14 protein-coding genes are annotated in these 14,930 nt (G+C 63.8%); 8 read left to right on the top strand and 6 right to left on the bottom strand.

The genetic code is table 11. The features are described from left to right. Positions 1 to 19: 19 nt before the first annotated feature. The 3 genes from AB6724_RS19950 to AB6724_RS19940 form a co-directional block, all read right to left on the bottom strand. The gene (locus AB6724_RS19950; protein ID WP_369340289.1) at positions 20 to 1,255 is read right to left on the bottom strand and encodes a branched-chain amino acid ABC transporter substrate-binding protein; all 1,236 of its coding nucleotides are present in this window, start codon (positions 1,253 to 1,255) and stop codon (positions 20 to 22) included. A 231-nt stretch (positions 1,256 to 1,486) separates the two neighbouring features. Next, positions 1,487 to 2,722: a branched-chain amino acid ABC transporter substrate-binding protein gene (locus AB6724_RS19945; protein WP_369340288.1), complete on the bottom strand. Its 1,236-nt coding sequence runs from the start codon at positions 2,720 to 2,722 to the stop codon at positions 1,487 to 1,489. Positions 2,723 to 2,999: 277 nt separating this feature from the next. Then, positions 3,000 to 4,640 carry a 3-(methylthio)propionyl-CoA ligase gene (locus tag AB6724_RS19940; protein ID WP_369340287.1) on the bottom strand — a complete coding sequence of 547 codons (1,641 nt, stop codon included), beginning with the start codon at positions 4,638 to 4,640 and terminating at the stop codon, positions 3,000 to 3,002. Positions 4,641 to 4,882: 242 nt separating this feature from the next. Between AB6724_RS19940 and AB6724_RS19935 the strand changes: the two genes are divergently transcribed. The 6 genes from AB6724_RS19935 (at position 4,883) to AB6724_RS19910 (ending at position 9,571) form a co-directional block, all read left to right on the top strand. Beyond that, positions 4,883 to 6,382: a protein adenylyltransferase SelO gene (locus AB6724_RS19935; protein ID WP_369340286.1), complete on the top strand. Its 1,500-nt coding sequence runs from the start codon at positions 4,883 to 4,885 to the stop codon at positions 6,380 to 6,382. Next, positions 6,379 to 6,789, top strand: a complete 411-nt coding sequence (msrB, locus tag AB6724_RS19930; protein WP_369340285.1) for a peptide-methionine (R)-S-oxide reductase MsrB — start codon at positions 6,379 to 6,381, stop codon at positions 6,787 to 6,789. The genes AB6724_RS19935 and msrB overlap by 4 nt, the downstream gene beginning before the upstream one ends. Positions 6,790 to 7,001: 212 nt before the next feature. Continuing rightward, positions 7,002 to 7,565, top strand: a complete 564-nt coding sequence (locus tag AB6724_RS19925; protein ID WP_369340311.1) for a septation protein A — start codon at positions 7,002 to 7,004, stop codon at positions 7,563 to 7,565. Then, positions 7,562 to 7,828 (top strand): BolA family protein, encoded by a 267-nt coding sequence (locus AB6724_RS19920; RefSeq protein ID WP_369340284.1) that lies wholly within the window; start codon positions 7,562 to 7,564, stop codon positions 7,826 to 7,828. Before AB6724_RS19925 ends, AB6724_RS19920 begins: the two co-directional genes overlap by 4 nt. A 74-nt stretch (positions 7,829 to 7,902) precedes the next feature. Then, positions 7,903 to 8,694 (top strand): peptidylprolyl isomerase, encoded by a 792-nt coding sequence (locus AB6724_RS19915; protein WP_439329901.1) that lies wholly within the window; start codon positions 7,903 to 7,905, stop codon positions 8,692 to 8,694. 217 nt (positions 8,695 to 8,911) lie between these two features. Beyond that, positions 8,912 to 9,571 (top strand): glutathione S-transferase family protein, encoded by a 660-nt coding sequence (locus AB6724_RS19910; protein WP_369340282.1) that lies wholly within the window; start codon positions 8,912 to 8,914, stop codon positions 9,569 to 9,571. A 28-nt stretch (positions 9,572 to 9,599) separates the two neighbouring features. Here AB6724_RS19910 and AB6724_RS19905 read toward each other — a convergent pair whose 3' ends face one another. Beyond that, a complete protein-coding gene (locus tag AB6724_RS19905) occupies positions 9,600 to 11,318 on the bottom strand; it encodes a methyl-accepting chemotaxis protein (RefSeq protein ID WP_369340281.1) in 1,719 nt (572 codons plus the stop codon). A 319-nt stretch (positions 11,319 to 11,637) separates the two neighbouring features. Here AB6724_RS19905 and AB6724_RS19900 point away from each other — a divergent pair, with 319 nt between their 5' ends. Beyond that, positions 11,638 to 12,936: a purine-cytosine permease family protein gene (locus AB6724_RS19900; RefSeq protein ID WP_369340280.1), complete on the top strand. Its 1,299-nt coding sequence runs from the start codon at positions 11,638 to 11,640 to the stop codon at positions 12,934 to 12,936. Between the two features lie 54 nt (positions 12,937 to 12,990). Here AB6724_RS19900 and AB6724_RS19895 read toward each other — a convergent pair whose 3' ends face one another. Beyond that, the gene (locus AB6724_RS19895) at positions 12,991 to 13,722 is read right to left on the bottom strand and encodes an ankyrin repeat domain-containing protein (RefSeq protein WP_369340279.1); all 732 of its coding nucleotides are present in this window, start codon (positions 13,720 to 13,722) and stop codon (positions 12,991 to 12,993) included. A gap of 124 nt (positions 13,723 to 13,846) precedes the next feature. Between AB6724_RS19895 and AB6724_RS19890 the strand changes: the two genes are divergently transcribed. Then, complete coding sequence (locus AB6724_RS19890) at positions 13,847 to 14,347, top strand: SH3 domain-containing protein (protein WP_369340278.1); 501 nt, start codon at positions 13,847 to 13,849, stop codon at positions 14,345 to 14,347. A gap of 274 nt (positions 14,348 to 14,621) precedes the next feature. Here the strand turns inward: AB6724_RS19890 and AB6724_RS19885 are convergent. Then, the coding region (locus tag AB6724_RS19885) for a penicillin-binding transpeptidase domain-containing protein (RefSeq protein ID WP_369340277.1) at positions 14,622 to 14,930 on the bottom strand (309 nt) is incomplete at its 5' end.

Below are 14,930 nucleotides of genomic sequence, written 5' to 3'. Positions count from 1 at the left end.
AAGGAAAAGCTGGCCGGACTCAGGACGGACGCTTCATCTGGCAACTGGTGGGAGTGCTGGCTACATAGGGCTCGTAGTACTTCACGGGAGCAAAGGTGTAGCCGGTATTTTCGGCGTCATACGGGTACTTGCCGCCGGCTTTCTGCCACCTGGTGATGTACAGCCCCTGCTGCAGCTGGTGATCGGTCTTGCGCATCTCCACCTCGCCGTTGAAGCTCTTGAGCCGCATGCCTTCCAGCGTGGCCGCGACCTTGACCGGATCGGTGGAGCCGGTCTTCACAAAAGCCGCATCCAGCAGCGCAAACACATGGTAGATGGAGCTTTGCGTGAGATCGTCGTGGAATTTCTTCTTGAAGCCATCCATCACGGGCTGGATGGGCGCGCCCATGTTGTAGTGCCCGTAGCCCACCACATAGACCCTGCCGTCGGAGTTCGCGCCCATGGCCGTGGGAGCGCCCGCGCCGAAAGCGTAATAGGTATAGAACTTGACGCTGTTCAGGCCCGAGTCATTGGCGGCCTTGAGCAGCAGCGACAGGTCCGAGCCCCAGTTGCCGGTGATCACCGTATCGGCGCCCGACTGCTTGATCTTGGCGATATAGGGCGCGAAATCGCGCACCTGGGCCAGCGGGGAGAAATCGTCGCCCACGATCTGCACGTCGGGGCGCTTCTTCTTGAGCATGTCCTTGGCGTACTTGGACACCTGCTGACCATGGCCGTAGTTCTGGTTGATCAGGTAGACCTTTTTGACATCGGCCTCGTCCTTCATGAAGGTGGTCAGCGCCTCCATCTTCATCGAGGTATCGGCATCGAGGCGGAAATGCCAGTAGCTGCATTTGCTGTTGGTCAGGTCCGGATCCACGGCCGCATAGTTGAGGAACACCACCTCCTTGCCCTTGTTGCGGTTGTTGTGCTTTTCCAGCGCATCCATGATGGCCAGCGCCGGTCCCGAGCCATTGCCCTGCGCCACATAGCGCACGCCCTGGTCCATGGCCGAGCGCAGCACGGCCGTGGTCTCCTGGGGACTGAGCTTGTTGTCCAGCGCCACGATCTCGAACTTCACGCCCGAAGCGTTTTTCCGGTTGAATTCCTCGGCCAGCAATTGAAAGGTCTTGAGCTGGTTGGTTCCCACGGCCGCCATCAGGCCGGACAAGGGGTCGATCCAGGCGATCTTCACGGTCTCGCCCTTCTGCCCCCAGGCAGCGCCGGCTCCAACCGCCATAGCCGAAACAGCCGCTGCGCGCATAACCCATTTCATGCTTGTCTCCTTTCATCATTTTTGATATTGCCGCGCTGCCAATCTACCGGCTGGTAGACTTTTTCCCGCTGGGGAAAGCCTTAGTAACTATCGCCCAGGCGACTGCGGCCGCAGATAAGCGCTGTTTGCGGACGCCTGGGAGACACATGCCGGAACTTGAAAGCCGATGCGGCGCAGATGCCGCATGAAAAGGGCGCCCTCAAGGCGCCCTGCGGATGCTCCGGCCCGGACTCAGGACGGGCGCTTCATCTGGCAGCTGGTGGGGGTGCTGGCCACATAGGGCTCGAAGTACTTGACCGGCACAAAGGTGTAGCCGGTGTTCTCGGAGTCCATGGGATATTTGCCGCCGGCTTTTTCCCAGCGCGTGATGTACAGGCCCTGCTGCAGCTGGTGATCGGTCTTGCGCATCTCGACCTCGCCGTTGTAGTTCTGGAACTTCATGCCTTCCATGGTCGCAGCAACCTTGACGGGGTCGGTGCTCTTGGCCCGGGCGAACGCCTGGTCCAGCATGTTCAGGCCCGTGTACACGGTGCCGGTGTACATATCGTCGTTGACCTTGGCCTTGAAGCCCTTGACGATTTTCTCCATGGTGCCGGGCATGTTCAGATGGCCGTAGCCCACCATATAGACCTTGCCCGCGGCGGCCGCGCCCATGGCCGTGGGGGCGCCCGTGGCAATGCCGTAATAGGTGTAGAACTTGACGTTGTTCAGGCCCGCATCATTGGCGGCCTTGACCAGCAAAGCCAGGTCCGAGCCCCAGTTGCCGGTGATCACCGTGTCGGCGCCCGACTGCTTGATCTTGGCCACGTAGGGCGCAAAGTCGCGCACCTGGGCCAGCGGCGAGAAGTCGTCGCCCACGATTTCCACATCGGGACGCTTGCGCTTGAGCATGTCCTTGGCGTACTTGGACACCTGCTGGCCATGGGAGTAGTTCTGGTTGATCAGATAGACCTTCTTGATCTCCGGAACGTCCTTCATATAGGTGGTCAGCGCCTCCATCTTCATCGAGGTATCGGCATCGAGACGGAAATGCCAGTAGCTGCACTTGCTGTTGGTCAGATCCGGGTCCACGGCCGCATAGTTGAGGAACACCACCTCCTTGCCCTTGTTGCGCGCGTTGTGCTTTTCCAGCGCATCCATGATGGCCAGCGCCGGGCCCGAGCCATTGCCCTGGAACACATAGCGCACGCCCTGGTCCATGGCCGAGCGCAGCGCGGCCGTGGTCTCCTGCGGGCTGAGCTTGTTGTCTATGCCGATGATCTCGAACTTGACTCCGGAGGTATTGCTCTTGTTGATCTCTTCGGCCGTGTACTGCAGGCTTTTGAGCTGGTTGGAGCCCAGGGCCGCCATCAGGCCCGAGAGCGGGTCTATCCAGGCGATCTTGACGGTCTCCCCTTTTTGCGCCATCGCGCCACCCGCACAAGCCAGGACCACCGATGCCGTCAAAGCCTTGATTGCAAACTTCATAGAGCGTCTCCGTTGCTAGTTATGAGGGACGCCCAGACTAAGGTGCAAGCTCTGCGTCACCGCTTGGTGATTGCCCTAGCCGATATCACCTTTGCGACTATGCACTCTCCCGCCCACGAAGGCTATAGAAAATATAGCAACATGCACTTTCTCACCAAGGACGCAGCGCCGATAGCATCCAAGATCCAACGCACAAAGCCGGCCGGACCCGCATGGCGGGCCGGGCCGGCAGGCGCAAAGCGGCCAGCGTCCGGCGACAATGGCCGCGGGCCACCGATCAGGCCGTAGGCAGCTTGTAGTCCTTGAGGCTCTCGCGCAGCTTGGTCTTGAGCATCTTGCCCGTGGCGCCCAATGGGATGGACTCCACGAACACCACGTCATCGGGCACCTGCCACTTGGCGGCCTTGCCCTCGTAGAACTGCAGCAGTTCCTCGCGGCTGAGTTCGGCACCGGGCTTCCTGGTCACGGCCACAATCGGGCGCTCATCCCATTTCGGATGCGGCATGCCTATGCAGGCAGCCATGGCCACGGCCGGATGGGCCATGGCGATGTTCTCGATATCGATGGAGCTGATCCACTCCCCGCCGGACTTGATCACGTCCTTGCTGCGGTCGGTGATCTGCATATAGCCGTCGGCATCGATGGTGGCCACATCGCCCGTGGGGAACCAGCCATGGCCGTCGTCGCCCTGGATCAGGGGGCTGGCGCTGCCCTTGTAATAGCTGTCTATGATCCAGGGGCCGCGCACCAGCAGATCGCCAAAGCTCTTGCCATCCCAGGGCTGCTCCTGGCCGTCGTCGCCGACAATCTTCATTTCCACGCCGTAGATGGCACGGCCCTGCTTTTGCAGGATCTTCATCTGCTCATCCTTGGGCATTTCCAGATGCTTGTTCTTGAGCGAGCACAGCGTGCCCAGCGGGCTCATCTCGGTCATGCCCCAGGCGTGCAACACGCTCACGCCGTATTCATCCTGGAAGGTGTTCAGCATCGCGGGCGGGCAGGCCGAGCCACCGATCACCGTGCGCTTGAGCGTGGAAAAACGCAGGCCCGCGGGCTTCATGTGGCTCAGCAGCATCTGCCACACGGTGGGCACGCCGGCCGCAAAGGTCACGCCCTCGGCTTCCATGAGCTCGTAGACGGATTTGCCGTCCAGCGCCGGTCCCGGAAAGACCAGCTTGCAGCCCGTGAGAGCCGCCGAGTACGGAATGCCCCAGGCATTGACGTGGAACATGGGCACCACGGGCAGCACCGAGTCCCGGGCCGACAAGCACATCACATCGGGCAGCGCCGCGGCATAGGCATGCAAGGTGCTCGAGCGGTGGCTGTAGAGCGCGGCCTTGGGGTTGCCCGTGGTGCCGCTGGTGTAGCACATGCTGGACGCCGTGTTCTCGTCGAACTGCGGCCACTGGTATTGGTCGGAATGGGAGCCTATCCAGGCCTCGTAGCTAACCAGGCCGGGAATGCCGCTGTCCGCGGGCAGCTTGTCGGCATCGCACAGCGCCACCCATTGCTTGACCAGGGGGCACTTGGCATGCACCGCCTGGATGATGGGCAAAAAGCTCAGGTCGAAGCACAGCGCCCGGTCTTCGGCATGGTTGATGATCCAGGCGATCTGCTCGGGATGCAGGCGCGGGTTGACGGTATGCAGCACCCGCCCGGAGCCGCTGACGCCGAAGTACATCTCCATATGGCGATAGCCGTTCCAGGCCAGGCTGGCCACGCGATCCCCGGGCTGCAGCCCCATGGCGTCCAGCGCATTGGCCAGCTGGCGTGCGCGGCCGGCCAGATCCTTGTAGGTATAGCGATGGATATCGCCCTCCACACGACGCGAGACGATCTCTGCGTCCCTGTGATGGCGTGCGGCAAATTCGATCAGGGACGAAATCAGCAGCGGCTGGCTTTGCATCAGACCCAACATTGGCATGTCTCCTCAATAATCATTGTGGTAGTCGCGCAGCATCCTAGCCCGGACGCCGGCATCGGTATCTGAGGACTGTCACCAATGCGTAATCGCGGCGACCTTTTTGAGCCTCCCTCCTTTGGACCAGAGCCCCACAATCAGGGAAAGACCTAGGCCGGGCGCACCCGCCTCCGCCTCCAGGGACCCTGGCAACAACCCTGCTGCCCCCGGCCCCGCCGCAGCTCAAGCACAATGCCAGCATGAGCGAATCCTTTGCCCCGCAATGGCGCAAGCCCGGCCGTCTGGAAGCCCTGGGCCCGGCTTTTTTCACCTCCTTGCAACCCGCGCCCGTGCCTGCACCGCACTGGGTCGCGACCAGTACCAGCACGGCCCGCTGGATGCAGCTGAGCCGCGACTGGCTGGCCAGCGACGAGGCGCTGCAGGTGCTCTCCGGCAATGCCGTGGCCGCGGGCAGCCAGCCCCTGGCCAGCGTCTACAGCGGCCACCAGTTCGGCGTCTGGGCCGGGCAGCTCGGCGACGGGCGCGCCATTCTGCTCGGTGAGACGGAACAGGGGCACGAGGTCCAGCTCAAGGGCGCCGGGCGCACCCCCTACTCGCGCATGGGCGACGGCCGCGCCGTGCTGCGCTCCTCGATCCGCGAATTCCTCTGCAGCGAGGCCATGGCGGCGCTGGGCATACCCACCACGCGCGCCCTGGCGCTCATAGGCTCGCCCCTGCCCGTGGCGCGCGAGAGCCTGGAAACCGCGGCCGTCGTGACCCGCGTGGCCGAGAGCTTTATCCGCTTCGGCCACTTCGAGCACTTTGCGGCCCGGGACATGCAGGCCGAGCTCAGGACCCTGGCCGACCTGGTCATCGATCAGCACTATCCGGAATGCCGCAGCGCCGAGGCCCTGGCCGGCAATGCCTATGCCAATTTCCTGCAGGCCGTGAGCGAGCGCACGGCGCGGCTGCTGGCCCAGTGGCAGGCCGTGGGCTTTTGCCACGGCGTGATGAATACCGACAATATGAGCATTCTGGGCCTGACCATAGACTATGGCCCGTTCCAGTTTCTCGACGCCTTCGACCCCGGCCATATCTGCAACCACAGCGACAGCCAGGGCCGCTATGCCTTCAACCGCCAGCCGCAGATTGCCTACTGGAATCTGTACTGCCTGGGTCAGGCCCTGCTGCCGCTGATCGGCGACGAGGAGCTGACGATTGCGGCCCTGGAGTCCTACAAGAGCGTGTTTCCCGCCGCCTATGCAGCGCAGATGCTGGCCAAGCTGGGCCTGCCCGCCAATGCGCCGGACACGGAGCCCACGCAAGGCCGCTTTGCGCTGCTGGTCAACCCGCTGCTGCAGCTGCTGGCCGACAACCGGGTCGACTACACCATCTTCTTCACGCGCCTGACCGATGCGGTGGCACAGGCCAAGGAAGCCCGGCCCGATTTCGAGCCGCTGCGCGACATCATTCTCGACCGCGCCGCCTTCGATGCCTGGTCGCTCACCTATTCGGAGCAGCTGGCGCAAGTGGATAAAGCACAGGCGGTCGATCTGATGCAAAAATCCAATCCGCGCTTCGTGCTGCGCAACCATCTGGGCGAGACCGTGATCCGCGCCGCCCAGGCAGGCGACTTCGCGCCGGTGCAGCAGATGCTGGCCGTGCTGCAAGCGCCTTATGACCCGCACCCGGACCACGCCGACTGGGCCGGACTCCCGCCCGACTGGGCTTCCTCCATCGAAATCAGCTGTTCATCATGAGCTTTCCCGTCCAGAAATCCGATCCAGAATGGCAAGCCCTGCTGCAGGACAAGGGGGCCGAGCCCGCGGCCTTTCAGGTCACGCGCCATGCGGCCACCGAGCGCCCGTTTACCGGCAAGTACGAGCGGTTCTGGGCCGATGGCAGCTACCACTGCATCTGCTGCGGCAGCAAGCTGTTCGACTCGAGCGCCAAGTTCGATGCGGGCTGCGGCTGGCCCAGCTTCGACCAGGCCGTGCCCGGTGCCATCACCGAAATCGTGGACCGCAGTCACGGCATGGTGCGCACCGAAACCGTGTGCAGCAATTGCGGCGCCCACCTGGGCCATGTCTTTCCCGACGGCCCCAGCGATACCGGCCTGCGCTATTGCATAAATTCGGCCTCGCTGGATTTCCAGCCTCAGGAATAAGGGCTGGCGCTGCAGGCCGGCACAAGGCCGAAGCGGATTTCAACGGTCTTGCCCGGCCCGGGCCGGTATTGCTGCTTTCTTTGATAGCTGATCCCGTCCGCAGCACAAGGCTTTGCCCTCTGTAGGGGCAGCGCTTTGGTGCATGATGCGGTCTTTGGGCCTGCACCCGCATGTGCGGCACGCAGGTCATGGAATCCACAACTGTTCCACGCATGAAGCTGCTGCTTGATTTTTTCCCCATCATTCTGTTTTTCGTGGCCTTCAAGGTCTGGGGCATTTATGCCGCCACGGCCGTGGCCATCGTCGCCACCATCGCGCAGATCGCCTATCTGCGCTTCAAGCACGGCAAGGTCGAGCCCATGCAATGGGTGAGCCTGGGCGTGATCGTGCTGTTTGGCGGCGCCACCCTGCTCGCGCACAACGACAGCTTCATCAAATGGAAGCCCACGGTGCTGTACTGGCTCATGGGCGGCGCGCTGCTGATCGGCCAGCTGGGCTTTGGCAAAAACCTGCTGCGCTCGGTCATGGGCGCGCAGCTGCAGCTGCCGGACGCCATCTGGCTCAAGCTCAACTGGGCCTGGACGGCCTTCTTTGCCCTCATGGGCGCACTCAACCTCTGGGTGGCCTACCACTTCGACACCGACAGCTGGGTCAACTTCAAGCTGTTCGGCGGCATGGGACTGATGGTGGTGTTCGTGATTGCCCAGGCCATCTATATGAGCCGCTACCTGCCCCAGGAAGAACGGCCCGCAGACTCGGAGGGCAAGCAGCCATGAGTCTCGCCATCACTGCCGAAGCCATGACCGCCGCGCTGCGCGAGCGCCTGGCTCCCACCCAGCTCGAAGTGCTGGACGAAAGCTACAAGCATGCAGGCCATGCCGGCGCCAACGACAGCGGCGTGGGCACCCATTTCCGCATCCGCATTGCCTGCGCCGGCTTTGACGGAAAAACCCGTGTAGCGCGCCACCGCCTTGTGTATGATGCGTTGCATGACTTCATTGACCAAGGTGTTCATGCCATCGCCATTGAAGTTCTATGACTTCAGGCTCCGTCTTCACGGAGCCTGTTGCGTATGGGAAGAAATCTAATTCACCTTTCTCAATCTCTATTCGAATGAGCATGAATCAAAAGCAATTGGCCCGTCTGGTGGCCGCCGCCGTCCTGGGCGCTGCAGCCCTGTCCGCTTCGGCACAGAATGTGGCCATCGTCAACGGCAAGGCCGTGCCCACGGCCCGCGTGAACGCTCTGAAGGCACAGATCGAAGCCAGCGGCCAGCCCGTCACGCCCGAGATGGACAAGATGATCAAGGACGAAGTCATCGCCCGCGAAGTCTTCATGCAGGAAGCCAACCGCCGCGGCCTGGCAGCCACCGACGCCTACAAGCAGCAGATGGAACTGGCACGCCAGACCGTGCTGATCCGCGCGCTGTTCGAGGACTTCCAGAAGAAGAACGCCGTGACCGATGCCGAAGCCAAGGCCGAATACGACAAGTTCGTGGCGGCCAACGGCGGCAAGGAATACAAGGCCAGCCACATCCTGGTCGAGTCCGAAGACCGCGCCAAGGCCATCATTGCCGAAATCAAGGGCGGCAAGAAGTTTGAAGACATCGCCCAAAAGGAATCCAAGGACCCCGGATCGGGTGCCCGCGGCGGCGATCTGGACTGGGCCAACCCCAACAACTACGTGCCCGAGTTCACCGAAGCCCTGGTCAAGCTGAAGAAGGGCGAGATGACGGACACCCCCGTCAAGAGCCAATTCGGCTGGCACATCATCCGCCTGGACGACGAGCGCCAGGCCGAATTGCCAAAATTCGAAGATGTCAAGCCCCAGATCGTGCAACAGTTGCAACAGCAAAAGCTGCAGCAATTCCAGGATCAGCTGCGCAAGAGCGCAAAAATCCAGTAACATGATCTAACACCAGCACTGCAAAGCGCTGGTCAGACCATCACCCGGCCCGCCTTGTGCGGGCTTTTTTTTGCTCCGCGGGATTCTCGGCTTCGGTACGAGCCCGGGCCATGGCTTGGCTTTTCGGCTAGCGACTGCCACGGCCCGAATTTCTCGCAGACAGGGCGGCACGCCCTGAGTATGATGGCCAGCGTCCCGCCAGCCACCGGAGCGATCCATGACGCCTGCACTCTACGGTCACCCCCTGTCGTCCTTCACCTGGAAAGCGCTGATCGCAGCCTACGAGCGCGATGTGGCCTTCGAGTTCCGGATGCTGGGCCCCGATCATCCCGAGAACCTGGCCCGCATCGGCACGCTGACGCCCACGGGGCAGTTCCCCGCCGTGGTCGATGGCGACAGGGAGATCGTCGAGAGCAATGCGGTCATAGAGTATTTCGACCTGTTTCACGGCCGCGGCGAGCCCATGGTGCCGCTGGACAGGCATGAAGCGCTGGAGGCGCGCATGCTGACCGAGGTTTTCGACGACTATGTGCATTTACAGGTGCAGCGCATCGTCGGCAATGCCCTGCGCACGCCGGCGGACCGGGATCCCACGGGCGTGGAATATGCGCATGGCGTGATCGAGCGCTGCTACCTCTGGCTGGAGAAGCGCCTGCCTGCGGGGCCGTGGGCGAGCGGCGGCCGATTCACCATCGCCGATTGCGCGGCCGCGCCGGCGCTGTTCTATGCCGACTGGGTACACCCTATCGGCGAGCACCTGCCCAAGCTGGCTGCATACAGGGCCAGACTGCTGTCCCGCCCCTCGGTGGCGCGCGCCGTGGACGAGGCCCGCCCTTATCGCCACCTCTTCCCGCTGGGCGCGCCCGATCGGGACTAGGCGGCCGGCTTCTCAACCGGCCGACCGGTCAGAAACTCTCCCAGGCACCATCAGCCTGCGCCGCAGGCTGAGGCTTTCCTGCGATGGCAGAGGGACCGCGCCGACCGGCAGGCCTGGCGCTTGCCGCGGCCCCGAAGGCCGGCCTTGCGGCCGGTTTGCTCCTGCCGACGGCGGACATCACAGCCGCGGCATGGCCGGCCGGCTCGTGTTCGGACAGCTTGAAGGCCGCCACGGCCTCCACCAGCGACTGGGCCTGATGGCTCAGACTGCTGGCCGCAGCGGCCATTTCCTCCACCAGCGCGGCATTTTGCTGCGTGGTCTGGTCCATCTGCGTCACGGCCTCGCCGATCTGCGCCATGCCAGAGCTCTGCTCATGGCTGGCGGCACTGATCTCGCCCATGATGTCGGTCACCTGGCGAATGGCTGCGACCACATTGCTCATGGTCCCGCCGGCCTGACCCACGAGCTGCGACCCTTGCCCCACCCGTTGGGCGCTGGTCGCGATGAGCTGCTTGATCTCCTTGGCCGCATCCGCACTGCGCTGGGCCAGGGCCCGCACCTCGCTCGCCACTACCGCAAACCCCCGGCCCTGCTCGCCGGCCCGCGCGGCTTCCACGGCCGCGTTCAAGGCCAGGATATTGGTCTGGAAGGCGATGCTGTCGATCACGCCGATGATGTCGGCGATCCGGCTGCTGCTTTCATCGATGCTTTTCATGGTCGCCACCACTTCGGCGACCACTTCGCCGCCCTGGGCCGCGACCGAGGATGCGCTCAGCGCCATCTGATTGGCCTGACGCGCGTTGTCGGCATTCTGCTTGACGGTGGCCCCCAGCTGTTCCATGGAGGCCGCGGTTTGCTCCAGCGCACTGGCCTGCTCCTCCGTGCGGCCCGACAGATCATGGTTGCCCGCGGCGATCTGGGCACTGGCAGAGGCCACGCCCTGGGCATTGCGCCTCACCATGGTCACCGTCGTGACCAGGCTTTGCTGCATGCGCTGCATCGCGCCCAATAGCTGGCCCACCTCATCCTTGGACCTCACGTCAATCTGGCCGCTCAGGTCACCGCCCGCGATCCGGTCGGCAGCGACCATGGCTTGAGCCAGCGGCCGGGTGATCGAACGGGTGATCGCGACGGCCAGGAAAATCGCCAGCGCCACCGCGATCGCGCTCGCGACCCATACCTCGTGCCACAAGGTCTCCGCAGCGGCCTCGGCCTGCTGGCTGGCGGCTTCGGAGATCCGCGTCTGGTGGCTCAGCATGTCGCTGATGACCCGCTGATATTCGAGCTGGGTGGGACGCAAGCGGTTCTCCAGCATTGCCAGGGCTTCATCTTTGCGTCCTTGGTCAAGCAGCGCCAGATATTCATCGCCGAGCTTGAGAAAAGCCATCCGCCGCTGCTTCAGCTCTTCCAGCAGGGCCTTGCCGTCACCCGTGTGCATCAGCTGCTGCAGCGATTCGATCTCGGCCAGGACCTGGGCGCGGGCCTTCTGGATGCCGGCACGCGCGGAAGTCTGGATCTTCTGCGTGTTAAACAGTGCCAGATTGCGGAACTGGATCACCTGCTCGTTGACGCCATCCGTCACATTGTTCAGGACCCGGATGATGGGGATCTGGCTCTGGGTGATCTCGGTGAGCGCCGCACGCTGTGCGGCCGATCCTAGAAGTGCCACGGCTCCCAGCACCAGCATCAAGGCCATCATGGCCATGAATGCGAGCGCCAGCCGGGTGGAGATTTTCAAGCGATCCATTCCGTACGCCTCCTGATAGCAAATCAAGACCCAGACCCTGCGCCAACGTGTCAATTTGTAGCTTGATCAATTTATATGTAAGCTCAGCGACACCCAACAAGGTATTTACCCGAAACTAGCGTCCGGCCCCCCATCCCCGCTGGCCGCCGCTGCGGCGAAAGCTCTCCCACCCCTTCGGAGATCCCGGCCCTGCCGCCCGCCCTGGCCGGCCCCCTCGGCAGACGCCGCCTAAGCGAGCCACAAGATGCTTTAATCGGCCAGGCCTTGCCCGGGCGGACAGCCCGCCCCAACCGCCGCCACCTCCACCCCATCAGCATTCATGACCTCATCCTCTTCCAAACCTGCCAACCAGGCCCTGGCCCCGGTTGCCGCGCGCGACCGCGTCTTTGCCTGGCACGACCATGCTTCGCTGTGGTTCAGCCTGGGCGTGGGCCTGCTGGTCATGCAGATGGGTGCCTATCTGCTGCCCGCGCTCAGCCCCACCCAGGCGCTGGCGGCCATCGCCCTGGGCTCGCTGGTGGGTGCGGGCCTGCTGGGCTGGGTCGCCAAGCTCGGCTGCGACAGCGGCCTGTCGAGTGCCGGACTCATGCACGGCGTCTACGGCCGCCGCTTCGCGCGCCTGCCCATCGTGCTCAACATCGTCCAGCTGCTGGGCTGGGGCAGCTTCGAGCTGGTCGTGATGCGCGACGCTAGCGTGGCCCTGGGCCGCCAGAGCGGTGCCATGGCCGCAGCCTACTGGCCCTGGCTGGCCACGCTGTTCTGGGGCGGCATCATCCTGCTGCTGATCAGCGGCTCCATGGTCACCCTGGTGCGCCGCCTGGTCTCGCGCATCGCGCTGCCGCTGGTGGTGCTGTCCCTGCTGTGGCTGAGCTGGCAGTTTCTGGCCATGGCCGGCGCCCAGGGTCTGGCCACGCTGGCGAGCCGCCAGGGCGACGGCAGCCTGAGCATGCTCTCGGCCATGGATCTGGTGATCGCCATGCCTATCAGCTGGCTGCCGCTGGTCGCCGACTACGCACGCCACGGCAAGAGCGGCAAGGCTGCGCTCACCGCCACCTGGACCGGCTTTGCCGTCGCCAATATCTGGTGCTATGCACTGGGCATGCTGGTGGCATTGACCCTGCCCAGCGAAGATCTGGTCACGGCCCTGCTGCTGGCCCAGGGCGGCCTGATCGCGCTATCCCTGGTCCTGATCGACGAAGTGGACAATGCCTATGGCGACGCCTATTCGGCCGCCATCTCGGCCCACAGCATGCTGCCGGCCTGGAGCATACGGCGCTGGGGCCTGCTGATTGCCGCGCTGTGCACGGCGCTGGCGCTGGTGCTGCCCATGCACAGCCTCGAGCCTTTTCTGCTGCTGCTCAGTTCCTGCTTTGTGCCGCTGTTCGGCGTGATGCTGGGGCGGCTGGCCTTTGGCGGCAACGCGCAGGAGCTGATGCACAACGCTCCCGCCGTGCGCTGGGATGCCGTTGCCCTCTGGCTGCTGGGCATCGCCTGCTACCACCTGCTGCCGCTGCTGAACAGCTCCATGGGCGCGGCCCTGCCCACCCTGGTGCTGACCTTTGTGGTGGCGGCCGCCACACGCAATCTGCAGCAGCGCGCCGTCGCGGCACGCGCTTGAATTCTGCGGCCGTAGCCGCCAGCGTTTAGCCGGCAAGCGCTTTCGGCAGGTCTGCTAGCGTGCGCCGGCGGCCTGCAACAGCTGCACCACGGCCACCTGCCCGCGCTGGCGTGCATGGGCCAGCGCCGTCACTCCATTCTTGTCGGGCAGATTCAGATCGGCCCTGGCTTCAATCAAGGCCTTGATGATGGACTGATGACGAGGCCCGCCGTCGCTGAGCACCACGGCCTCCATCAAGCAGGTCCAGCCCAGCCGGTTGACATGGTTCACATCCACGCCGGCGGCGATCAGCGCCTGGGCCGTTTCCACATGGCCGCGCTCGCAGGCCGGAATCAGGGCCGTGCCGCCATAGCGGTTGGTGCTCTTGAGGTCTGCCCCATAGGAGATGGTCATGCGCACAATCTCCAGCCGGCCCTGGGCACCGGCCAGCAGATAGGCGCTGTCCTGCATCTGGTTCTGGATGTTGGGGCTGGCCCCATGCAGCAGCAGCGACCGTGCCACCTCGATATGGTTGGCCGCCGTGGCCAGCAGCAGCGGGGTATTGCCCTGGGCGTCCTGCACATCGACAGGCGCGTTGCCGGCCAGCAGATTGCGCACGGCAACGGCATCGCCCTGTGCGGCGGCGGCCAGCAGTTGCCGGCCCGGCGTCTGCTGGTCCACGGCTGTTGCAGCTGCCGGGACGGCAGGCGTTGCGGCCGAAAAATTAGCGGACGCACCGCTCTGGCAGGCCGTCAGCAGGGCCGCTGCGGCCAAGGCGGTCAATAAAGCGCTCGGTGGCTGGGTCATGGCATTCCTTTGCGGGCTGCCTGGTGTTCAGCCCCTGTCAGCTTTCTACAGGAACCATAGCTAGCTACGCAAGTCCGATAAGGGTTACAGCCTGTTTTAAGCCAAGAAAAGGAGAATCTGCCCCGTGCCTTGCAACCAACGCCGCACAGCCCACTGGATCCGTAACGCCGCAACCAAAGCCGCCACCTCCGCCTTGATCGCGCTGGGCGCACTCAGCACCAGCCTGCTGCCAGCCGTCGCTCAGGCCCGGGAATTCGTCAGCATCAAGGGCAAAAGCGTGAACGTGCGCGAGAAGCCCAGCACCCGCTCCGCCACCTTATGGGAGCTGAGCCGGGGCTATCCGCTGCAGATCACCCAGCGCCAGGGGCAGTGGCTGCGCGTCAAGGACCATGAGGCCACGCTGGGCTGGGTCCACGCGCCGCTGACCGGCAAGGCCCCGCATATGATGGTGACCGCGCGTTCCGCGAATCTGCGCTCCGGCCCCGGTCCGAAGCATGGCCGCGTGGGCCGGCTCGAGCAGCACGAGCTGCTGCGGACGCTGAAAAAACAGGGCGGCTGGGTCCAGGTGCAACGCGACAACGGCCAAAGCGGCTGGGTGGCCAAAAGCCTGGTCTGGGGCTGGTAGGCAACGCCTCAAAATCCAAGCACCGGCGGCAAGGTCGGCGCTTTCTTTATGTGAATCGCACTTGGTGCGCATTCCACGTCAACTGAACACCTGCATCGATTTTTTGGGGAAGCTTGCTTGAGCCAACTGGCAGCATTCGGCCAGGCCCCGACCTTCCCAAGGCCTCTCCAGTGTTTGCCCTAGCGTCCTTTGGACCTCGCGAGCGGAGGCTAGAAAGTCCGCAAGCTCTCTTCTAGACGCAACTCTGGTGGGCTTGCGCCTCCGGAGTCGGAATCTATGGCGCAGTAGGTAGCGCGTTAATGGAGCGCAGAACCTTGCGCGCAATGCTCTGGCGTTTGGCTAGGTCGCCGAGCCTGTTCGGAGTGTCCATATTCAGGGCGAAGAAGACGGGGCCGCTGGGCCACTCCACCCAACCCACCCACCAACCGATTGTTCCGGTCCAGCCCGTTTTGGCGCGCAGTATCCAGTTAGGGCCTGCTTCGTTGATCATCACATCCTTCACCAGTCTCTGATGTTCGACCTGGAAAGGCAGTTGGTTGCGGTAAAGCCGCTGCAGAAAAGCAATCTGCTCGAAGGATGAGAT

The sequence above is a fragment of the Comamonas guangdongensis genome (assembly GCF_041079535.1).
Taxonomy (GTDB): Bacteria; Pseudomonadota; Gammaproteobacteria; order Burkholderiales; family Burkholderiaceae_C; genus Comamonas; species Comamonas guangdongensis.
The sequence above is the reverse complement of the archived record's forward strand: the minus strand, read 5'-3'. Positions and strand labels throughout refer to the sequence as shown.